The organism is Caulobacter soli (assembly GCF_011045195.1).
GTDB lineage: Bacteria > Pseudomonadota > Alphaproteobacteria > Caulobacterales > Caulobacteraceae > Caulobacter > Caulobacter soli.
Window position 1 is genome coordinate 3330215 of record NZ_CP049199.1, and the last position, 21857, is coordinate 3352071.

Consider the following 21857-nt stretch of genomic DNA (forward strand, 5'->3'; position numbering starts at 1 on the left):
TCGTAGATCGTGTTGCCGAAAGATCCATTACCGGCATTATTCAGCTTCGCGATTTGCGCCTGAAGCGCTTCGGGAGTGTACGACATATTCTATTCCCCCGTCGCTTGATTGAATATCGTAACCCTTAGATCCAAGCCGTTGCTTTCGAGTAGGGATGCAAAATCTTCTGAGACAAACAAGAAATTCTGCAAACCTTTAATCTGGAAAATCGGCTTGCTCGGTTTTGCTTTCAGAATGATCTTTCGGCCTGAGCCAGGCAGTCGCCCGAGGGAATCCTCTCCGGCCGCTCCGTCGAGGATATTGCGAACAAGCTCCCGTCCCCCGTCGTGCCACTGACCGACACTGGCCTGCCGGTCGAGCACGTCCTCCAGGGCCCAGAGGTTCATCCACCAGTAGCCCTCGATCCTCGAACCGCCACCGGCGTGGCCGGGCGTCATGTCGTTGATGGAAACGCGTGGGCGATCCTTCGACTTTTCTCGGTCGAGGTTCTCGATGAACGCGGGAAAGAACTCGACCTCGCCCGCTGCCGTCGACTCGATGAGAGTCTTAAATCGATCGGAGACGAACCAAGTATCGTTGGCCTCGATCAGATCCTCATACTTCGGCCGATCCCAGGACGAGACGATGAGGAGGGGCTGCTCGATCTCGAACGGAAGCGGCCCGTTGACTTGATGGCGCATTTTTGTAGCAGCCAGCTTCAGTCGGCTGTCCTGCGAGAACGGCAGGCAGGACATGCCGCCGCCGCCGCCCCTCAACTTCAACAGTTCCGCAGGACCTTTTTCGAAGTAAGCAGCCATCGTCCCTACCTTTCGCGTCCAGCTTCGGAGACCCGCCGCACCAGGGGCGACAGCAGGTATTCGATAATTCGTCTTTGTCCGGTCTTGATTTCGGCGGTCGCCGCCAGGCCCGGCTCAAGCAGCACCTTGCGTCCGTCGACGGCGATCCAGGTCTGGCTCAGCCTCACGCGCGCCGGATAGACCGGGCCCAGCTTCTCGTTCTCGACGGCGTCCGAGCCGATCTGTTCCAGCCGTCCCTCGACCACGCCGTAGCGAGTGAAGGGATAGGCCTCGAACTTGACCTCGACCTTCTGGCCGGCCCGCACGAAGCCGGCGTCGCGATTGAGCACCATCGCCTCGACGACCAGTTCCTCGCCCCGCGGCACCACCACCATCAGGGGATCGGCCGGTTTGACCACGCCGCCGATGGTGTTGACCTGCAGTTGCTGGACGACACCGTCATCGGAGGCTCGCAGCACCGTCTGGGACGACTTTTCGAGCGCCTTTTTCAGCTCCTCGGCGCGCAGGCGCCGCGTCGCCTCAGCCTCGGTCAGGGCGTCCAGCGCCTCGCGCGCGAACTCGCCCTCGAGCTTGGCGATCTGCTGGGCCACGCCGCTCTGGGCCGCCCCGGCCTTGGATTGCTCGCGATGGCGAATGACCAGGTCCTGACGCATGCCGATGACTTCGCGGCGCAATTCAGAGACCTTCATACGCGAGGCGTAACCCTTGGCGGCCAGGGCGTCCATGCCGCGCAACTGCTCTTCGGCCAGAGGGATCTGAGCCTGCAGCTTGGCGATTTCGGCGGCGACCATGCCGTCGTCGCCACTATGCTGCCGGGCCTCGTCCCGCAGGGCGGCCTTGGCCGCCTCGTGCTCGCGCACGCGCGCCGACACCAGGGCCTGCTGCAGTCGCGCCGTCCTGGGATCGGCGCCTTGAGGCGCGACGAAAACGGCCTTGTGGTCGAGCGCGTGCCCGACCAGGGCGCTGGCGCGCGCCACGTCGATCTCGGCGCTTCGCAAGGCCTGGCGGGCCTGTTCGACCTCGGCGCTGGTCACGGTCGGGCTGAGCTCGACCAGGGGCTGGCCCCTGCGCACGGCCTGGCCCTCGACGACGTGGACGGCGCGCACGACGCCGTAGTCCGCGGCTTGAACCAGCTTGATACGCCCCTTGGGGATCAACTTGCCTTCGGCCGAGGCGACCATGTCGACTTGGCCGATCACGGCCCAGGCCAGGGCGATGGACAGGAAGATGATCACCGCCCACAGGATGGCCCGGCCCAGGGGACTGGCGGGCGTTTCGAGGATCTCGAGGGCCGGCGGCAGGAATTCCGTGGCTTGGCGCTGCTCGCGCTCGACCGGCGTCTCGCGCTCGAGCTTAAGGGTCTCGGCGACGATGTCCGCGTGGCGCTTGAGGGTGTCGAGCATCACCATCTCACGACACCGGCTGGGCGACGGGCGCGCCCAGGTTCATCTGTTGGCGGTAGAGTTGGGCGTATCGGCCGCCTCGCGCCAGCAGCTCCTCGTGTTTGCCCATCTCGGTGATCGCGCCACGCTCGACGGTGATGATGCGATCGGCTTGGCGCACGGCCGAAAGCCGGTGGGCGATGATGATCACGGTGCGCCCCGCGCCCATGCGCTTGAGATTACGCTGCACGATGCCTTCGCTTTCGGCGTCGAGCGCGGAGGTCGCCTCGTCCAGGATCAGGATCTTGGGATTCAGCGCCAGGGCGCGGGCGATGGCGATCCTCTGGCGTTGTCCGCCCGAAAGATTGGCGCCGCGTTCTTCGATGCGGGTGTCGTAGGCCTCGGGCAGTTCCAGGATGAACTCATGGGCTCCCGCCATTTCCGCGGCTTCCACCACCCGCTCCATCGACATGGCCGGGTCGGCCAGGGCGATGTTTTCACGGACCGTGCGGTTGAACAGGATGTTCTCCTGCAGGACCACGCCAACCTGGCGTCGCAGCCAGGTGGGATCGACGACCGCCAGATCGACGCCATCGACCAGCACGCGCCCGCGTTCGGGCTGGTGGAGTCGCTGGATCAGCTTGGTAAGCGTCGACTTCCCCGAACCGGACGGCCCCACCACGCCCACCACCTCGCCGGGCGCGATGGTCAGGCTGAGGTCTCGTAGGATTTCAGGTCCGTCGGGTCGGTAGCGGAAAGTCACCCGATCGACTTCCACCCTCCCCTCGATCGAGGGCAGGCTGGCGCGCGAGGGCGAGGAGGCCGGCTCGGTCGGCGTGTTGAGGATGTCCCCCAGGCGTTGAACGGAGAGCTGAGCCTGCTGGAAATCCTGAGCCAGCTGGGCCAGGCGCAGCACCGGCCCGGCCACCTGCCCGGCAAGCATGTTGAACGCCACCAGCTCGCCCACGGTCAACTTGCCGTCGATGACCAGTTTGGCGCCGAAGAACAGCAACGCCACCGACCCGATCTTGTTGATCAACTGGATCGCCTGCGAGCCCCAGTTGGCGGTCATCGCGGCCTGGAAGCTGGACTGGATATAGCCGGCCAGTTGCTGGTCCCAGCGCGCCTGCATCTGCGGCTCGACGGCAAGGGCCTTGAGGGTCTCGACCCCCGTGACGGCTTCGACGAGAAACGCCTGATTTTCCGCGCCGCGGGCGAACTTCTCGTCCAAGCGTCGGCGCAGGATCGGCCCGACCAGCATCACCACCGCCGCATAGAGTGGCAAAGTGACCAGCACCACCAGGAGCAGCAGCGGACTGTAGATCCACATCACCGCCAGAAAAATGATCCCGAACAGCAGGTCCAGAACCACGGTCAGGGCCGAGGAGGTGAGGAACTCGCGGATCGAGTCGAGCTCCCGCACCCGGGCCACGGAGTCCCCCACGCGTCGGGCCTGGAAGTAGGACATTGGCAGACGCGTCAGGTGCGAGAAGAGCTTCGAGCCCAGTTCCGCATCGACCCGGCTGGTGGTGTGGCTGAACAGGTAGGTTCGAAGGCCGCCCATCACCACGTCGAAGATCGAGGCGACCAGGAGCCCGAAGGCCAGCACCTCCAACGTCGTCAGCCCTTTGTGGACCAGGACCTTGTCGACCACGACCTGGAAGAACAGCGGCGTGACCAGCGCCAGCAGCTGGATGAACAGCGAGGCGACCAGGACATCGCGCAGCATATGGCGGTACTTGACCAGAGCTGGAATGAACCAGGTCACGTCGAAGGCGCGCGTCGAGCCCGCAAGGCGCTCGCGGGTGGTCATCAAGACAAGCTCGCCGGCAAAGCCGCCGATGAAGTCGCTCAGCGCCACCACCTGGGGAGTTCCCTCCTCCGGTCGCATGATCAGCGCCGTTTCGGGGCCGGCCTGCAGCAGCAGCAGGAAACGGCCATCCTTCATTCGCGCAATCGCCGGCAAAGGATATTTGGCCAGCGAAGCGCGCACCGGCTGGCGACGCGCCTTGACGTCCAGCCGCTTGGCTAGCAGCAGCAGGTCGTCGGCGGTAAGCGCCCTCGCCTTGGCGCCAAGATCGTGCGCCAGCTGTTCGGGATCGGCGGGACGGTCCAGGAAGCTGAGCAGGGCCACGAAACAAGCCAGGGCCGTATCCATGGGCGCGGCTGGTTCGCCCGCCCCCTCACGCTGCCGCTCCCCGTCAAGCATATACGAACGCCCCAACACCCTAGGTTGCCAAAGGGCACGGCTTAACGAACGAGGCAATCACCCTTGAACCGACGGCTGGCTCTCTGTCGCATGACCGACATTTCGAATATTGTCTGATCTTTCAGATGTTTATCAATGACACCCTCTTGGCGATCGAAGACGCCGCGAGGCGTCGCCAAAAAACGCGCTTAAGTTTCAACGTGCTACAGACACGAAACAAAACCGCGCTCTCCGCGAGCGGAATGAGACATTTCCTGTGGATAAATCCGCCGGCTAGCGACCGCCCCGCCCAGCCTCCCAGGCCTGACCGACCTGAACGATGAACACGCTTCGCGCGTGCTGGTCACGCAGCTTCGCGAACGCGGCTTTCTGGTCTTCGGGCAGCGGAATCTGGCTGTAGCCAAGCCGGGTCAGACACGCGTCGTGAGCGTGAAAGAACCGTTGCATGTCATTCATGCCCTTCATGACGCCGGCCGCGGCCACGGCGGCCGCCGCCTCGGCGTCGCCTTGAGGCCTCGAAGCCAGATAACCGACCGGTGCGTCGCGCCGCTTCTCCGCCGCCTTGGCTTCGGCCAGGCACAACTTGGCGTCGAGATCCAGCTGCTCGGCCGTCAAGCCGGGCCGATAGACCACCGTGTCCGGCGCGCGCGCCGCGCAGAGCGCCAGGCCGGCCAGCGCCAGGAGCAGCCGGCTTCTTCGTGCACCGAGGATTTTCATCAGGACTCCGGGAATGAGGACGGTGTGGCCAAGCCCTTTCGGCGTGAACCTATGGTTCGAACGGAAAGGGTCGCTCAGCCACGTCGCCTTGTCGAGCTTCGGCCGCGCACACCGCGCCGACACGCCCCCGCCCCACGTTCCGGCGCCCGGCCCCGCCACGTTCCAAACCTCCGGCGTCTACGCTCTCCCGGAAATTGCAGAGCTGACCGCGAAGGTCGGGATCTGTCTCGTTTTGAAGCGAACGATGTTCGCCAAACGCGCGAAAAGCCTCCGAACTTCGTTAAAATTCGTTAAGCTATAGCGCGCGCTCAATCGTCCTGACGTTGATCGCGCCATCGGGGGAATGGGCATGAGCAAGCAATCGGTCGGCGCGGCGAAAGCCGTCGTTGCGGAGTCTTCGCGCGTGGATCGCCTGGCGCGGTTCGCCGAAGGCTTGGAGCAACTGGCCGCGCGCTGGGGGCGCGAAGCCCGTGATCCGCGCGTCGCCGCCGCCCTGAGCGAGCGCTTTGGTCCCTCGGCGCCGGAGCTGCTGCTCACCCAGGACGCGGTCGCCCACCTTCTGGCCTCATCGTTCGGCGCTCCTGGCGCCTTGCCGCCCAAGCTGTTGCTGCGCCTGCACGACTCCCTGGCGGCCCTCGCCGTGCTCGCGGCCTGGACGCCGCCGGTGGTCGAGGCGGACATCGTCCCCTTCGCGCCCGTCGTCGACGCCAAGAGCCGGGCCCAGGCGGTTCGGCTGGAAACCGCCGCGCGCAAGCTGCTGAAGGGGCTGGGCCGCGTGCTGGCCGTCGGCGCGGTCGGCGCCAGCGTGCTGGGCGCCCTGCCGGCGGCGGCCGGCGACTACATCTCCAATCATAACGGCAGCAACGGCAGCGGCGGCGGCGCAAGCGTCGTGGGCGGCGACGGCGATCCCGGCGATCCCGGCGGCACGGCCAACGAGACCATCAGCGGGACCTACGACGCCAATGGCGCGGCCGCGGTGTCCGTGACGGCCAACGGCGGCAATGGCGGTCGTGGCGGCCATGGCATTCCGATCGTCGTCGGCACCTATGGCGAGGGCGGCGACGGCGGAACCGGGGGCGACGGCGGCTCGGTGACCCTGTCGGTCAGCGGCGACGTCTCGACCACGGGTAACAACGCGGCCGGCGTCCAGGTTCTGACGAACGCCGGCGCGGGCGGCTCCGGCGGCGACGGCGACGGGTTGGTCGGTATCGGCGGCGACGGCGCGGGGGGCGGCACGGGCGGCCATGCGGAGCTGACCAATCACGCGACGGTTACGACCCACGGGACGGATTCGAACGCTTTGTACGTCAAGAGCGCGGGCGGCGCGGGCGGCTCCGGCGGCGATGGCGACGGCGCGGTCGGGGTCGGCGGTTCCGGCAATCACAGCGGCCCGGGCGGCGAGGTCTATGTCTATAGCGACAACGACCTGACCACCGGCGGCGACCGCTCGTCGGGCATCCTGGCCCAGAGCGTCGGCGGCCAGGCGGGCGCCGGCGGCGGGGCCGGCGGCATCGGCGCGTTCGCCGGGGGATCCGAGGCGGCGGGCGAAGGTGGCCAGGTCACCGTGTACACCTACGGTCACATCAGCACGGTCGGCAGCGACGCCTATGGCGTGCTGGCGCAGAGCGTGGGCGGCGGCGGCGGCGCGGCCGGCGGCGCGGGCGGCATCGCGGCTCTGGGCGGCGGCGGCTCGGGCGGCGGGAACGGCGGCCAGGTCGACGCGACCAACGGCGGCCTGATCGAGACCGGCGGCGTTCGCGCCATCGGCCTGTTCGCCCAGAGCGTGGGCGGCAGCGGCGGCGTGGGCGGCGGGGCCGGCGGCCTGGTCGGCGTCGGCGGCGCGGGCGGCTCGTCCGGCAACGGCGGCGCGGTGACCGCGACGAACGACGGCCAGATCTTCACCCATCAAGTCGAGGCCACGGGCATCTTCGCCCAGAGCATCGGCGGCGGCGGCGGCAACGGCGCGGGCGGCGCGGGCCTGGTCGGCGTCGGCGGCGACGGCGGCGCCTCGGGCACGGGCGGGGCCGTGACGGTCTCCAACACCGGCACGGTGGAAACCGACGGCGACCGGGCCCAGGCCGTGTTCGCCCAGAGCGTGGGCGGCGGCGGCGGCAACGGCGCGGGGGCCGGCGGCCTGGCCGCGATCGGCGGCAAGGGCGGCGCCGGCGGCGACGCGGGAATCGTCACGGTCACCAACGACGGCAATCTGACGACCCATGGCTACGACGCCTACGCCGTGTTCGCCCAGAGCGTGGGCGGCGGCGGCGGCAACGGCGGCGGCGCGGGCGGTCAGTTCGCGATCGGCGGCCAAGGCACGGGCGGCGGCATCGGCGAGGCCGTCACCGTCACCAATCACGGCGGCATCTTCACCGACCTGGACGGTTCGGGCGGCGTCTTCGCCCAGTCGGTCGGCGGCGGCGGCGGCAACGGCGGCGACTCCACCAGCGCGGGCCTGTTCGTCAGCCTGTCGGTCGGCGGCGACGCCGGCACGGGCAGCAAGGGCGGCGACGTCCGGGTGATCAACGACGGCACGATCCAGACCGCCGGCGACCGAGCCTCGGCCATCTACGCCCAGAGCGTGGGCGGCGGCGGCGGCAACGGCGGCTTCGGGGCCGGCGGCGCGGTCGGCGTCTACGGCGCGGTCAGCATCGGCGTCGGCGGTTCGGGCGGCGGCGGCGGCGGCGGCGGCTATGTCCACGTCACGGCCGACGGAACCCTGGTCACCAAGGGCGACGACTCGCGCGGCGTGTTCGCCCAGAGCGTGGGCGGCGGCGGCGGCGACGGCGGCTACACGGTGTCGGCGGCCCTGGCGCTGGGCGACGTCGGGGCTGTGTCCGGCGCGATCTCGGTCGGCGGCAAGGGCGGCGCGGCCAGCGCCGGCGGCGACGTCCTGGTCGATCACGTTAGCGGCGTGAACATCGACACCACCGGCGACCGGGCGGTCGGCATGTTCGCCCAGAGCGTAGGCGGCGGCGGCGGCAACGGCGGCTGGAGCGGCGCGATCGCCGCGGCGGCCTCGGGCGGCGCCAGCGCGGCGATCGGCGTGGCCGTGGGCGGCAGCGGCGGCAACGCCGGCGCCGGCGGCGCGGTCACGGTCGATACGGCCGGCCAGATCCACACGCGCGGCGTCGACGCTTCGGGCATCTACGCCCAGAGCATCGGCGGCGGCGGCGGCACGGGCGGCTTCGCCCTGGCGGGCGCCCTTTCGGCCGGCACGGCGGCGGGGTCGGCCTCGGTCGGCGTCGGCGGCTCGGGGGCCGGCGGCGGTGACGCCAAGACGGTCACGGTGACCAGCGTCACCGATATCCTCACCGAAGGCGACCGCTCGGCCGGGATCTATGCCCAGGCGGTGGGCGGCGGCGGCGGCAGCGGCGGCTGGAGCGGCGCGGTGGCCGGGGCGGCCGGCCAGGCCGGCGGCGCGGTCGGCGTGTCCATCGGCGGCGACGGCGACGTCGGCGGCAAGGGCGGCGTCGTGGATGTCGACAGCCGGGGCGACATCGAAACTCGCGGCGCGGACGCGGCCGGCATCTTCGGCCAGAGCGTGGGCGGCGGCGGCGGCAGCGGCGGCTTCTCGATCGCCGTGGGCGTGGCGGTCGGCGAAGGCGCGCTGGGCGGCTCGGTCGGCGTGGGCGGCAGCGGCCTGGGCGGCGGCGACGCCGACACGGTGACCATCGACACCGTGGGCTCGATCCATACGATCGGCGACCGGTCGGCGGGCGTGTTCGCCCAATCGGTCGGCGGCGGCGGCGGTAACGGCGGCTGGAGCGGCTCGCTGGCCATCGCGGCGGGCCAGACGGCCGGCGCGGTCGGCGTCAGCGTCGGCGGCTCGGGCGGCCTGGGCGGCGACGGCAAGGTCGTCAAGGTCACCAACACCGGCAACATCACCACCACGGGCGAAGACGCCGCGGGCGTCCTGGCCCAGTCGGTCGGCGGCGGCGGCGGCACGGGCGGCTTCTCGCTGTCGGCCGGCGTGGGCGCGGGCCAGACGGCCGGCGCGGTCAATGTCAGCGTCGGCGGCAACGGCGGGGCGGGCAATGACGCCGCGCTGGTCAAGGTGACCAGCGACGGCGTGATCAGCACCCGGGGCGACCGGGCGTACGGCGTTCAGGCCCAGAGCATCGGCGGCGGCGGCGGCAGCGGCGGCTTCACCGGCGCCCTGTCGGTGGGCGCGGGCCAGAGCACCGGCGCGATCGCGATCGGCGTCGGCGGTTCCGGCGCCGGCGGCGGCAAGGGCGGCGACGTCGAGGTGGACGTCATCGACCTGATCCTGACCCTGGGCGACGACGCCACGGCGGTTTTGGCCCAGAGCATCGGCGGCGGTGGCGGCAGCGGCGGCTTCTCACTGACCGGATCGGCCGGCATCGGCCAGACCTCCGGCTCGGGCTCGCTCAGCGTCGGCGGTTCCGGCGGCGCGGCGGGCGACGCCGGCGACATGGTCAAGGTGACCAGTCACGCGGACATTTCAACGACCGGCGACCGGGCCAACGGCATCCAGGCCCAGTCGATCGGCGGCGGCGGCGGCGCGGGCGGCTGGACGGGCGCCCTGGCGGTCGCCGTCGGCGACACCAGCGGCGCGGTCGGAGTCGGCATCGGCGGCTCCGGAGCCGGCGGCGGCGACGGCAAGGACGTCACGGTCGACAGCTTCGGCCAGATCCTGACCCACGGCGACGACGCCGTCGGCATCCTGGCCCAGTCGGTCGGCGGCGGCGGCGGCAGCGGCGGCTTCTCGATCGCGGCCGGCGGAGCGTCCGGTCAGAGCACCGGCGCGGCGTCCCTGAGCATCGGCGGCGGCGGCGGGGTCGGCGGCGACGGCGGCGTCGTGACCGTTCACAGCCATGACCTGATCGAGACCGTGAACGACCGCGCCTATGCGATCCAGGCGCAATCGATCGGCGGCGGCGGCGGCGCGGGCGGCTTCTCGGCGGCGGTGACGGCGGCCCTGTCGTCGGGCAGCCCGATCGGCGTCAGCGCGTCGGTCGGCGGCTCCGGCGGCGCGGGCGGCGACGCCAAGACCGTCACGGTCACCAGCGACGTCGGGGCGGTGACCCACGGCGACGACGCCCACGCCCTGATCGCCCAGAGCATCGGCGGCGGCGGCGGCAGCGGCGGCTTCTCGATCGCCGGCGCCCTGACCCAAGGGACCAGCACGGTCGGCCTCTCGGCCAGCATCGGCGGCTCGGGCGGCTCGGCGGGCGACGCCGGCGAGGTTCACGTGACCACCGACGGAACCACCACCACCGGAGGCGCGCGCGCCTACGGCGTGTTCGCCCAGAGCGTGGGCGGCGGCGGCGGCGACGGCGGCTTCGCCGGAGCCCTGACCGGCGGCCTGTCCTCGACCGACAACATCGCCATCGGCCTGTCGCTGGGCGGTTCGGGCGGCTCGGCGGGCATCGGCCGCCTGGTCGAGGTGATCAACAACGGCAAGGTCGGCACCACCGGCGACGCGGCCACGGCCATCTTCGCCCAGAGCGTGGGCGGCGGCGGCGGCACGGGCGGCATGGCCGTCTCGGCGGCCCTGGGCGGCGCCCGGTCCAAAAACGTTTCGCTGGCCTTAGGCGGTTCGGGCGGCGGCGGCGGCAAGGGCGGCGACGTCAAGGTCACCTCGACCGACCTGGTGGTCACCGAGGGCGACGACGCCACGGCCATCTTCGCCCAGAGCGTGGGCGGCGGCGGCGGCGCCGGCGGTGCGGCCGGAGCCCTGGCGGTCTCGGGCGGCGAGTCCACCAACCTGTCGATGAACATGGGCGGTTCGGGCGCCAGCGGCTCGATCGGCGGCGACGTCACCGTCATCAACAGCGGCTTGGTGGTCACCCACGGCGAGCAATCGCACGGCATCTTCGCCGAGAGCATCGGCGGCGGCGGCGGCCACGGCGGCATGGCCGGCATCGACGAGAACCAGTGGTCCGACTACATGGCCGGCGGCGCCGGCACGGTCAGCCTGGGCTCCAACAGCAACAACATCTCGGTCGCCCTGGGCGGCGCCGGCGGAACCGGCAACGACGGCGGCGTCGTCAGGGTGACCAACACCGGCGTGGTGGCGACGACCGGCGAGTCCCAGGCCAACGCCATCTACGCCCAGAGCATCGGCGGCGGCGGCGGCGACGCGGGGGTGTCCACGGCGGCGTCGGGCAGCTTCGGCCAGGGCAAGAACGGCACCTACGCCATCGCCCTGGGCGGTACGGGCGGGGCGGCCGGCGACGGCAAGCTGGTGGACGTCAAGAACAGCGGCTCGCTGAGCACGGTCGGCGGCAACGCGACGGGCATCGTGGCCCAGTCGGTGGGCGGCGGCGGCGGCAGCGGCGGCGACGCCCGTGGCTTCTCGCTCAGCTTCTCCAAGAAGGCGTCGGGCGCCGGCACCGAGAAGGCGACCTCGGTCAATCTCTCGATCGGCGGCCAGGGCGGAGCGGCCGGCGACGGCGGCGAGGTCGACGTGCTCAACAGCGGCCAGATCCTGACCCAGGGCGGCGACTCGCACGGCGTGTTCGCCCAGTCGGTCGGCGGCGGCGGCGGTCGCGGCGGCCTGATCTCGACCCAGGGCGAGGAGATCGTCACCTTCCTCGACATGGCCAACAAGGGCGAGGCCAAGGGCGGTCAGATCGCCATCGGCGGCAGCGGCGCGGGCGGCGGCGACGGCTTCCTGGTCAAGGTCGACAACAGCGGCCTGATCTGGACCAAGGGCAAGGACTCCCACGGGGTGTTCGCCCAGTCGGTCGGCGGCGGCGGCGGTGACGGCGGTTCGGGCCTGGCCGGCGAGGTCAGCATCGGCGGCCAGGGCGGCGTGGCCGGCGACGGCGGCGAAGTTCGGGTCACCAACAGCGGGACCATCGTCACCGAAGGCGCCCTGTCGCGCGGCGTGTTCGCCCAGAGCGTGGGCGGCGGCGGCGGCACCGGCGGCGCCACCGACTACGACGGCGACGACACCTATTCCTACAGCAAGGGCCTGTCGGACACGATGAAGGTGGTCGGCAACCTGACCGCCACCAAGGAACTGATCGACTCGTTCAAGGAACCGGCCTGGGGCATCAGCATCGGCGGAACCGGCGGTACGGCTGGTGACGGCGGGCTGGTCACGGTCAACAACACCGGCGCGATCTACACCTCCGGCCGCCTGTCGCACGGCATCATGGCCCAGAGCGTGGGCGGCGGCGGCGGCACGGGCGGCGAAGGCACGATCACGGCGGTCGGCCAGATCGTGTTCTCGGGCGTCGGCGGCACGGCGGGCGACGGCGGCGACGTGGTCGTCACCAACAGCGGCCTGATCCAGACCTCGGGCTACGGCGCCTACGGGATCTTCGCCCAGAGCGTGGGCGGCGGCGGCGGCGTGGCCGGCGACACCTCGCTGGGCATCGCCTCGTGGGGCGACTTCGGCCCGTTCGGCGGCGAGGACTACAGCGACTACGGCAAGCTCAGCGTCAATCCGCTGGACGGCTACGGCGGCGACGGCGGCGACGTCACGGTGACCAACACCGGCGACATCATCCTGCTCGGCGAGGGCTCGGTCGGGATCTTCGCCCAGTCGGTGGGCGGCGGCGGCGGCCTGTTCGGCAGCGGCCTGGGCCTGTCCTTCGCCGGTTCGCTGGGCGGCACGGGCGACGCGGGCACCGTCACCGTGGTCCAGAACGGCAACATCTGGACCGGCGGCAAGAACGGTATCGGGGCCTTCTTCCAGAGCCAGGCGGGCGACATTCCGTCGGGCCTGAGCAGCAGCGCCCTGTCGTCGTCGGCGTCGACTCCGACCTATGCGGCCAAGGACATCATCGCCACCCTGAACGGCGACGTCCACGGCGGCTCGGTCTACGGCAAGGGCGTGTTCGTCGACGGCGGCAAGAACAACACCATCACCCTGAACGGCGTGGTGTCGGCCGCCTCGAACCTGGCGATCCAGACCACCAGCGGCAACGACACGATCGTCAGCAACAAGGGCGTGGTCGGCAACATCGACCTGGGCGGCGGACTGAACGCCTTCGACAACAAGTCGACCTCGATCCTGCAGACGCTGGACTACGTGAACCTGAACGGCGGCCTGCTGACCAACGACGGCGTCGTGACGCCGGGCGGCAATGGCCTGGTGCAGACCACCCGCGTCGAGGGCGACTTCAAGCAGACCGCAGGCGGCACGTTCCTGGCCGACCTGGACCTGGGCAAGACCGGCAAGCCCGGCGAGATCGACCGTCTGGACGTCACCGGCTCGCTGGACTTGAAGGGCAAGTTCATCCTGCAGATCGCCGACGCGGGCCACATCCTGCCGGGCGACCACACGGCCACGATCCTCAACGGCTCGGGCGTGCTGACGGCGACAGGCCTGCAGCTCGTGGCCCCGACCTCGTCGATCGCCACGTTCGAGCTGAAGACCACGCCCGACGACCTGAACCTGCACTATGTGGTCGACTTCTCGCCGACCGGGTTCAACGTCAACCGCACGGCCGTGGGCGACCACATCAACGCCATCCAGCTGGCCGGCAGCACCGACAAGTTTGCGCCGGTGGCCGAAGAGCTGTTCTGGGAGCCTTCGCAGGGCAATCTGGCCAACTACTACGACAGCTTCAGCCCCGAGACCTATGCCGACCAGGTGGCGGTGACCAACTTCGCCATCTCGGGCTTCACGGACTCGATGATGACCTGTCCGACGACGCCGGGCCAGGACGAGGCCGACAGCTGCGTCTGGACCAAGGCCGGCGGGCGTCTTTTGAAACTTGGCGCCACGGCGCAGGACATGGCGTTCGAGGAACGCTCGACGGGTCTGTCGGGCGGCTTCGAGAACGCGGTGAACGCGCACTGGCGCGTCGGCGCCGCCGTCTCGGCCGAGGACCTGCGCAGCGGGGTCACCAACCGCACCCATGGCGACGGCGAACGCTACCAGGTCGGCGCGGTGGTCAAGGCGATCGACGGCCCACTGACGGCGGCCATGGCCCTCGACGTGGGCACGGCCTCGGTGGACACCAGTCGCGCGGTGCTGCTGCCCTCGGGTCTGCGGATGGCGCGAGCCAAGCAGCGCCAGGACTTCCAGGCGATCACCGCCCGGGCCGCCTATCGCTTCGGCACCGACAAGGCCTACGCCAAGCCGATCGCCGAACTGAACTACGCCCGCGTCCAGACCGGCGCCTTCTCCGAAAAGGGCGCCGGGGCCCTGAACCTGGTCGCGCCCAGGCAGGACGACGTATCGACCCGCGCCAGCGTCAAGCTGGAGGTCGGGGCCGAGTTCATGCAGGGCGTGACGGCCATCCGGCCCTATGCTCGGATCGGCGCCAGCCAGATGCTGTCGGGGCGCGCCCCGCAGTTCACCGCCGCCTTCGAAGGCGCGCCGCCGGTGGCGGGCTCGTTCGATGTCGCCGGCCGGCTGGACAAGACCACCGGCGACGCCGAGCTGGGCGTGTCGATCGTCGGCGCCAAGGGGGCCAGCGCCAAGATCAACTGGTCGGGTCAGTTCGGCGACCGCGTCAGCAACCAGGCGCTGGCCGTGAAGTTCACGGTGCCGTTCTAAGGGGGACGATCCCGGCGCCCTTCAACGGACGTGTCGGAGGGACCGGCAGGCGGCGGCGCATCGCCTCGCCAGCCGGTCCCGTCGTCTTGATCGACGGCGTCGTGGCAGACCTCGCCGCTAGCCGCCCGGGTGCAGACCCGGCGCTTCCTGGCCCGTGCGGGTGACATATTCCGTATAGCCGCCGCCGTACTGGTGGACGCCCTCGGGCGTCAGCTCCAGCACGCGGTTGCTCAGGGCCGCCAGGAAATGGCGGTCGTGCGAGACGAAGAGCATGGTGCCCTCGAAGTCCGCCAGGGCCGCGACCAGCATCTCCTTGGTCGCCATGTCCAGGTGGTTGGTCGGCTCGTCCAGCACCAGCAGGTTCGGCGGATCGAACAGCATCTTGGCCATGACCAGGCGCGCCTTCTCACCGCCGGACAACACGCGGCAGGGCTTTTCGACATCGTCGCCAGAGAAACCGAAGCACCCCGCCAGGGTGCGCAACGCCCCCTGCCCCGCCTGCGGGAACGAGCGCTCCAGCGACTCGAAGATCGTCTCTTCGCCGTCCAGCAGGTCCATGGAGTGCTGGGCGAAATAGCCCATCCTGACGCTGGCGCCGATGTTGACCACGCCCTGGTCGGGCTTGGTGTCGCCGGCCACCAGCTTCAGCAGCGTCGACTTGCCGGCGCCGTTGGCGCCCAGGACGCACCAGCGCTCCTTGCGGCGCACCAGGAAGTCCAGGGCCTCATAGATCGGCTTGTCGCCGTAGCCCTTGTGGACGTTGCGCAGGCTGATCACGTCCTCGCCCGACCGCGGCGGGCTCTGGAACTCGAACTGGACGGCCTGGCGACGGCGCGGGGCCTCGACGCGTTCGATCTTGTCGAGCTTCTTGACCCGGCTCTGGACCTGGGCGGCGTGCGAGGCGCGCGCCTTGAACTTCTCGATGAACTTGATTTCCTTGGCCAGCATGGCCTGCTGACGCTCGTACTGCGCCTGGCGCTGCGCCTCGCCCAGCGCGCGCTGCTGGTCGTAGAAGTCCAGGTCGCCGGAATAGGTGATCAGCGAGCCGCCGTCGATCTCGACCACCTTGCCGATGATGCGGTTCATGAAGGCGCGGTCGTGCGACGTCATCAGCAGGGCGCCGTCGTAGTTCTTCAGGAACGCCTCCAGCCAGATCAGGCTTTCCAGGTCCAGGTGGTTGGAGGGTTCGTCCAGCAGCATGCCGTCGGGCCGCATCAGCAGGATGCGGGCCAGGGCCACGCGCATCTTCCAGCCGCCGGACAGCAGGCCGACGTCGCCGTCCATGCGTTCCTGGCTGAAGCTCAGGCCGGCCAGCACCTCGCGCGCCCGCGCGTCCAGCGCGTAGCCGTCCAGTTCCTGGAAGCGCGCCTGCACCTCGCCATAGCGTTCGAGGATGGCGTCCAGTTGGTCGGCCTGGTCCGGATCGACCATGGCCGCCTCGAGCGTGGCCATCTCGGCGGCCAGGGCGCTGACGGGGCCGACGCCGTCCATCACCGCGGCGACCGCGCTCTGGCCCGACATCTCGCCGACATCCTGGCTGAAATAGCCGATCGTCATGCCGGGATCGATCGCGACCAGCCCGTCGTCGGGCTGCTCCCGACCGGTAATCATGCGAAACAGAGTCGTCTTGCCGGCGCCGTTCGGGCCGACCAGCCCGACCTTTTCGCCCTTCTGGATCCCCATCGAGGCTTCGATGAACAGGATCTGGTGGCCGTTCTGCTTGGAGATGTTGTCGAGGCGGATCATGGGCGGTCTGCTAACGCGGGCCGAAGGAGAACGCCAGCCTTAGAGCCATATCAATTCCAAGCGCGACGATTGGGCGCCCCGCCTCGGGACCAGACGGACGTCCCGGGCGGAACCGCGCGTCAGAGGGTCCTATCCGCTCGTCGAGCCAGATCCTAAATCCCGTCGCCCACGTTCGGCGCCGCGCCCGGCGCCCGGGCGACGTGGATGCCGCACTCGGTCTTGTCCTCGCCCGCCCAGCGGCCGGCGCGGACGTCGGCGTTGGGGTCGTCCACCGGCTTGGTGCAGGGCCAGCAGCCCACCGAGGGGAAACCCTGGGCGACCAGCGGGTGGGCCGGCAGGTCGTGCTCGGCGGTGTAGGCCTCCAGCTCGGCCTTGCCCCAGTTGGCCAGGGGGTTGAACTTGATCTTCCCCTCGCTTTCCTCGACCACGCGCAGGCGCAGGCGATCGCCGCCATGGAAGCGCTTGCGGCCCGTGGTCCAGCCCGAGAATTCGCCCAGGGCGCGGTCCAGCGGCAGCACCTTGCGGATATGGCAGCAGCCGTCGGTGCTGGTGCGCCACAGGTCGGACTTCGGATCGTGGACCGCCAGGTCGGTGTAGGCCGGCCGCAGGTCGCGCACGTCGGTCAGGCCCAGCTTGGCGGCCAGGCTCTTGCGATAGTCCAGGGTCTGGCCAAACAGCATGCCGGTGTCGAGGAACAGCACGGGGATGTCCTTCGAAACCTGGCTGGCCAGGTGCAGCAGAACGACCGACTCCGCGCCGAACGAGCTGACCAGGGCCAGCTTGTCGCCAAAGGTTTCGTAGGCCCGGCGCAGCACGGTCAGCGGATGGGCGTCGCGCAGCTCGGCGTCCAGACGCGCCGCCAGGTCAGCCGCTGTCGGCGGCTTCGCGGCGCACGGCTTCACCTCGATCGCGGTCTGGTCGTAGGCCACTACGCGTCCCTTTCCTCGAAGGCGATACGTTCTTCAAAGGCGACGGGGCGGTTGTCGGCCGCCCGCTGATAGACATGGCGGAAGCGATGGGCGGCCTTGGTCCAGGCCTCCGGCGTCGCGCCGTCATTGGGCTCGAACGCGTCGAAGCCGCAACGGACCATGAAGCCGGCCTGCTCCTGCAGCACGTCGCCGACCGCCCTCACCTCGCCGGTGAAGCCCAGCCGCTCGCGCAGCAGGCGGGCCGAGGTATAGGCGCGGCCGTCGCGGTACTTCGGGAAGGCCAGGGCCACCACCGCGATGCGCGGCAGGTCATAGGCCAGGGCCTCGACCTCCTGGTCGGCTTCGATCCGCACGCCGACGCGGCGGCTGTTGGACAGCAGGATCTCGCCTTCCGCCTGGAAGCGGGTCAGCGACAGGATCACGTCGCCCTCGGGCAACGGATCTTCGTCGGCCACGTGGATGAAGGCGTCTTCGGCCCATTCGGCCCCGAACTCCTTCGTGCTGGGATCGCCGGCGAGCTTAATCAGCTTGGGCATAGACCGCCTCCTTGAAAGGCTCGAGGCCGACGCGGCGATAGGTGTCGAGGAAGCGTTCCTCGCCGGTGCGGATGTCCAGATAGCGATCGACCAGGGCGTCGATGGCCGGGGCGACCTTGTCGGCCGACAGGCCCGGGCCGAGGATCTTGCCGATCGAGGCGTCTTCCGCCCCCGACCCGCCCAGCGACAGCTGGTAGAATTCCTCGCCCTTCTTGTCGACGCCCAGGATGCCGATGTGGGCCACGTGGTGGTGACCGCAGGCGTTGATGCAGCCGCTGATCTTGATCTTCAGCTCGCCCACCTTCTCGGCGCGATCGGGATCGGCGAACTTCTTGGCGATGTCCTGGGCGATCGGGATGGCGCGGGCGTTGGCCAGGGCGCAGTAGTCCAGGCCCGGGCAGGCGATGATGTCGCTGGCCAGGTCGATGTTGGCGGTGGCGAGATCGGCCGCCTCAAGCGCCGCGTGCACGGCGGCCAGGTCGTCCAGCTTCACGTGCGGCAGGACCAGGTTCTGGGCGTGGGTCACGCGCAGGTCGTCCAGGCTGTAGCGCTCGGCCAGATCGGCGACGACGTCCAGCTGGTCGGCCGTGGCGTCGCCCGGCGTCTGGCCGATGGCCTTCAGCGACACCTCGACGATGGCGTAGCCGGGCTGCTTGTGCGGCTTGACGTTGTTGCGGACGAACCGCTGCAGCGAGGGGCTGGCGGCGCGGGCGGCCTCGAAGGCCTCCGACACGTCCGGCAAGGTTTCGAAGTTGGTCTGGGCGAAGGCCTTACGGACGCGCGCCAGTTCGCTGGCCGGCAGATTGGCGCGCTCGGCGTCGATCTTGCCCCACTCTTCCTCGACCTGGCGCGCGAACTCCTCGGCGCCCAGGGCCGCGACCAGGATCTTGATCCGGGCCTTGTAGATGTTGTCGCGGCGGCCGTGGCGATTATAGACGCGCAGGATCGCCTCGACGTAGCTGAGCAAGTGCTCGGACGGCAGGTACGACTTGATGGTCGGGCCAACATAGGGCGTGCGCCCCTGGCCGCCGCCGACGATCACCTCGAAACCGATCTGGCCGTCGCGACCCTTGCGCAGGATCAGGCCGATGTCGTGCACCTTGACCGCCGCGCGGTCGGTCAGGGCGCCGGTGATGGCGATCTTGAACTTGCGCGGCAGGAAGCTGAACTCGGGGTGCAGGGTCGACCACTGGCGCAGGACCTCGGACCACACGCGCGGATCGTCGACCTCTTCGGCCGTGGCGCCGGCATAGGGGTCGGCCGTGACGTTGCGGATGCAGTTGCCGCTGGTCTGGATGGCGTGCAGGTCCACCTCGGCCAGGGCGTCCAGGATGTCGGGCGCGTCCTTCAGCTTGATCCAGTTGAACTGGATGTTCTGACGGGTGGTCATATGCCCGTAGTCTTTGTCGTAGGTGCGGGCGATCCAGGCCAGGCGGCGGGCCTGGCGGGCGTTCAGCGAGCCGTACGGAATGGCGATCCGCAGCATGTAGGCGTGGAGCTGCAGATAGAGGCCGTTCATCAGCCGCAGCGGCTTGAACTGGTCCTCGGTCAGCTCGCCGGCCAGGCGGCGGGCCACCTGGTGGCGGAACTCGTTGGAGCGGTCCGTCAGGAATTCACGGTCGATGGGATCGTACAGATACATCTTACTTCCTGCGGATCAGGTCGACACGGCCGGTCGAGCGCGCGGCGCCGGCGGCGTGGCGGAGAGCTTCGATCACCTCGCCGCCGACGGCCTGCTTGCCGTGGGTGGGTTCGTTGGTGGGGCCCAGGGCCCGGATGCGTTCGCGGTAGCTGACCGGGGCCAGGCCGCCGCCATCGCTTCCTGGCACCGGCGCCAGGTCGATCGGATAGGGATCGACGATCACCGTGGCCTGCCCCTTGGCCTTGGCCACCACGGCCTCGACCTCGGCGTCCTGGGTTTCGTCGAACAGCTGGGCGTCGCCGAAGCCATCGACCCAGGCGCCGGCTTTCCAGAACACGACCTCCCCGTCGATCAGGCGATTGGCGGTGATGGCTTTCATGAACGCAGGCTCGCGGACTGGAGAACAAGGGAAGCGGACAGGTCGGGAACACCAACATCCGCCATGGCCATGGCCTCGCCGACCATCAGCAGCGCGGGGCCTTTCAGGCCCTCGGCGGCGACGGCCAAGCCGGCCAGGGTGGTCAGGATGCGACGCTCGTCGGCGCGGCTGGCGTTCTCGACGATCAGGGCCGGGACCCCACCCGCGCGACCGGCGGCCGTCAGGCGTTCGGCGATCAGGCCGGCGGTCGAGACGCCCATGTAGACGACGACGGTCTGGTTCGGGCGCGCCAGGGCGGTCCAGTCCAGGTCGGGCTCGCCATGAGCCGCATGGCCGGTGACAAAGGTCACGGCCTGGGCGCTGCCACGATGGGTCAGGGGCGCGCCGGCGCCGGCGGAAGCGGCCAGGGCGGCGGTGACGCCGGGCACGACGGCGCAGTCGACACCGGCCGTGCGGCAGGCGGCCAGTTCTTCACCGCCGCGGCCGAACAGGAAGGGATCCCCGCCCTTCAGCCGCACGACGGTCAGGCCTTCGAGCGCCAGGGCGACCAGCAGCTGGTTGATGTCGTCCTGCGGCAGGGTATGGCGCGACTTGCGCTTGGCGACATTAATCCGCCGCGCCGCCACGGGCGCCAGGTCGAGAATCTCGTCGGAGACCAGGCCGTCGTGCACGACCACGTCGGCGGCCTGCAGGGCCTTCAGGGCCTTGATCGTCAGCAGTTCGGGATCGCCGGGACCGGCGCCGACCAGGGTCACGCGGCCTGACGCCAAATGGGACGCATGGGCGCCCGCCCCGCCGCCGAGGGCGACGAGACCGACTTGAGACCGGGAAGCGGATCGGACCGTTGGCCGAGCCATGGATTAAGGTCCTCTATAAGCCACCACCATTGGCGACGCTCCGGACTGGCCATGTCGCCAAACCGGTTGCGCCTCAATGCATTACGGGGCGAACCCTAGGGTTCGCCCCGCTCGCGTCCACCGATGAAAAGGGCCATCTCCGTCAGCGAACGCTTGCAAATTGGGCGGCGACGGGCCAATTCGCAAACAAGGTCTTCTGCCGGGGCGTTCAGTAAAACTCATGGAAAGACAGTCAGAACGGCGCAGGCTGCCGCCCTTGAACGCCTTGCGGGCGTTCGAGGCCGCCGCGCGCCACCTGAACTTCAGCCGCGCCGCCGACGAACTGTCGGTGACGCCCGGCGCCGTGAGCCAGCAGATCCAGAACCTGGAGGACTATGTCGGCGCGGCCCTGTTCAAGCGCACGCCCAAGGGTCTGCTGCTGACCGACGCCGCCCAGACCGCCCTGCCCGCCCTGCGCGAAGCCTTCGACCGCCTAGCCGAGGCCGCTTCGCTGCTCACCGCCGCCGTCGACGGCCGTCGCCTGACCCTGACCGCCGCCCCCTCGTTCGCCGCCAAGTGGCTGGTGCCGCGCCTGGGCAAGTTCGAGCAGGCCCAGCCCCAGGTCGACGTCTGGCTGTCGGCCGGCATGGAGGTCGTCGACTTCGCCGCCGGCGAGGTGGATCTGGCCATCCGCTACGGCTCGGGCCGCTACCCGGGCCTGGAGGTCATTCGCCTGCTCAGCGAGACGGTCATTCCTGTCGCGAGCCCCGAACTTCTGGCCGCCAATCCCTTGGAATCGCCGGAAGATCTGTCGCATCACATCCTGTTGCACGACGGCTCGCCGGACGCCGACGACAGCTGCCCCGACTGGGCCATGTGGCTGGCGGCGCGGGGCATCCGCAGCGTCGACGGCGCGCGCGGTCCGCGCTTCAACCAGTCCAGCCTGGTGATCGAGGCCGCCGCCAACGGACGCGGCATCGCCCTGGCCAAGCAGACCCTGGCCCAGGCCGATCTCGACGCCGGCCGCCTGGTCATTCCGTTCGAGATTCCCACGGCCGTCGACTTCGCCTATTACGTCGTCCATCCCAAGGCCAAGGGACGTCTGCCGCAGGTGAAGGCGTTCGTTTCGTGGCTGCAGGCCGAGGCGGCCGCGCACGAAGCGGCCCTCCTCACCATGGACAACGGCGCGGGCATCTAAAGCTA

Annotated in this window: 12 protein-coding genes; 2 read left to right on the forward strand and 10 right to left on the reverse strand. The window is 69.9% G+C overall.

Annotated features, from left to right (window positions below; all coding sequences use genetic code 11):
• Positions 1–89: 89 nt before the first annotated feature.
• The 4 genes from G3M62_RS15575 to G3M62_RS15590 all read right to left on the reverse strand — a co-directional run bounded on the left by G3M62_RS15575 (position 90) and on the right by G3M62_RS15590 (position 5105).
• Positions 90–797, reverse strand: coding sequence for an imm11 family protein (locus tag G3M62_RS15575; protein ID WP_165188511.1), 708 nt, complete (start codon positions 795–797; stop codon positions 90–92).
• A 5-nt stretch (positions 798–802) separates the two neighbouring features.
• On the reverse strand, positions 803–2200 hold the full coding sequence (locus G3M62_RS15580; protein WP_165188513.1) for an HlyD family type I secretion periplasmic adaptor subunit: 1398 nt from the start codon (positions 2198–2200) through the stop codon (positions 803–805).
• A gap of 7 nt (positions 2201–2207) precedes the next feature.
• A complete protein-coding gene (locus G3M62_RS15585) occupies positions 2208–4337 on the reverse strand; it encodes a type I secretion system permease/ATPase (RefSeq protein ID WP_165188515.1) in 2130 nt (709 codons plus the stop codon).
• Between the two features lie 324 nt (positions 4338–4661).
• Positions 4662–5105: a hypothetical protein gene (locus G3M62_RS15590; protein WP_165188517.1), complete on the reverse strand. Its 444-nt coding sequence runs from the start codon at positions 5103–5105 to the stop codon at positions 4662–4664.
• Between the two features lie 349 nt (positions 5106–5454).
• Here G3M62_RS15590 and G3M62_RS15595 point away from each other — a divergent pair, with 349 nt between their 5' ends.
• Entirely contained in the window at positions 5455–14586 is a 9132-nt protein-coding gene (locus G3M62_RS15595) for an autotransporter outer membrane beta-barrel domain-containing protein (RefSeq protein ID WP_165183849.1), read from the forward strand.
• 117 nt (positions 14587–14703) lie between these two features.
• On the opposite strand, the gene G3M62_RS15600 is transcribed toward G3M62_RS15595, so the two are convergent.
• The 6 genes from G3M62_RS15600 to cobA all read right to left on the reverse strand — a co-directional run bounded on the left by G3M62_RS15600 (position 14704) and on the right by cobA (position 20675).
• Positions 14704–16332: an ABC-F family ATP-binding cassette domain-containing protein gene (locus G3M62_RS15600; protein ID WP_165188519.1), complete on the reverse strand. Its 1629-nt coding sequence runs from the start codon at positions 16330–16332 to the stop codon at positions 14704–14706.
• A gap of 152 nt (positions 16333–16484) precedes the next feature.
• Complete coding sequence (locus G3M62_RS15605) at positions 16485–17261, reverse strand: phosphoadenylyl-sulfate reductase (RefSeq protein ID WP_425483790.1); 777 nt, start codon at positions 17259–17261, stop codon at positions 16485–16487.
• Positions 17261–17797: a DUF934 domain-containing protein gene (locus G3M62_RS15610; protein WP_165188520.1), complete on the reverse strand. Its 537-nt coding sequence runs from the start codon at positions 17795–17797 to the stop codon at positions 17261–17263. Before G3M62_RS15610 ends, G3M62_RS15605 begins: the two co-directional genes overlap by 1 nt.
• Positions 17781–19439, reverse strand: coding sequence for a nitrite/sulfite reductase (locus G3M62_RS15615; protein ID WP_165188522.1), 1659 nt, complete (start codon positions 19437–19439; stop codon positions 17781–17783). Before G3M62_RS15615 ends, G3M62_RS15610 begins: the two co-directional genes overlap by 17 nt.
• A gap of 1 nt (position 19440) precedes the next feature.
• On the reverse strand, positions 19441–19818 hold the full coding sequence (locus G3M62_RS15620) for a DUF2849 domain-containing protein (protein WP_165188524.1): 378 nt from the start codon (positions 19816–19818) through the stop codon (positions 19441–19443).
• The gene (gene cobA / locus G3M62_RS15625) at positions 19815–20675 is read right to left on the reverse strand and encodes a uroporphyrinogen-III C-methyltransferase (protein ID WP_165188526.1); all 861 of its coding nucleotides are present in this window, start codon (positions 20673–20675) and stop codon (positions 19815–19817) included. Before cobA ends, G3M62_RS15620 begins: the two co-directional genes overlap by 4 nt.
• A gap of 220 nt (positions 20676–20895) precedes the next feature.
• Between cobA and gcvA the strand changes: the two genes are divergently transcribed.
• Positions 20896–21852 (forward strand): transcriptional regulator GcvA, encoded by a 957-nt coding sequence (gcvA, locus tag G3M62_RS15630; RefSeq protein ID WP_165188528.1) that lies wholly within the window; start codon positions 20896–20898, stop codon positions 21850–21852.
• The last annotated feature ends 5 nt before the right edge of the window (positions 21853–21857 follow it).

Excerpts from the sequence above, each read along its gene's own strand:
- G3M62_RS15590 (WP_165188517.1), bottom strand. The coding sequence starts at position 5,105 with ATGAAAATCCTCGGTGCACGAAGAAGCCGGCTGCTCCTGGCGCTGGCC.
- G3M62_RS15580 (WP_165188513.1), bottom strand. The coding sequence starts at position 2,200 with ATGCTCGACACCCTCAAGCGCCACGCGGACATCGTCGCCGAGACCCTT.
- G3M62_RS15600 (WP_165188519.1), bottom strand. The coding sequence starts at position 16,332 with ATGATCCGCCTCGACAACATCTCCAAGCAGAACGGCCACCAGATCCTG.
- G3M62_RS15615 (WP_165188522.1), bottom strand. The coding sequence starts at position 19,439 with ATGTATCTGTACGATCCCATCGACCGTGAATTCCTGACGGACCGCTCC.
- cobA (WP_165188526.1), bottom strand. The coding sequence starts at position 20,675 with ATGGCTCGGCCAACGGTCCGATCCGCTTCCCGGTCTCAAGTCGGTCTC.
- G3M62_RS15610 (WP_165188520.1), bottom strand. The coding sequence starts at position 17,797 with ATGCCCAAGCTGATTAAGCTCGCCGGCGATCCCAGCACGAAGGAGTTC.
- gcvA (WP_165188528.1), top strand. The coding sequence starts at position 20,896 with ATGGAAAGACAGTCAGAACGGCGCAGGCTGCCGCCCTTGAACGCCTTG.
- G3M62_RS15585 (WP_165188515.1), bottom strand. The coding sequence starts at position 4,337 with ATGGATACGGCCCTGGCTTGTTTCGTGGCCCTGCTCAGCTTCCTGGAC.
- G3M62_RS15575 (WP_165188511.1), bottom strand. The coding sequence starts at position 797 with ATGGCTGCTTACTTCGAAAAAGGTCCTGCGGAACTGTTGAAGTTGAGG.
- G3M62_RS15595 (WP_165183849.1), top strand. The coding sequence starts at position 5,455 with ATGAGCAAGCAATCGGTCGGCGCGGCGAAAGCCGTCGTTGCGGAGTCT.
- G3M62_RS15620 (WP_165188524.1), bottom strand. The coding sequence starts at position 19,818 with ATGAAAGCCATCACCGCCAATCGCCTGATCGACGGGGAGGTCGTGTTC.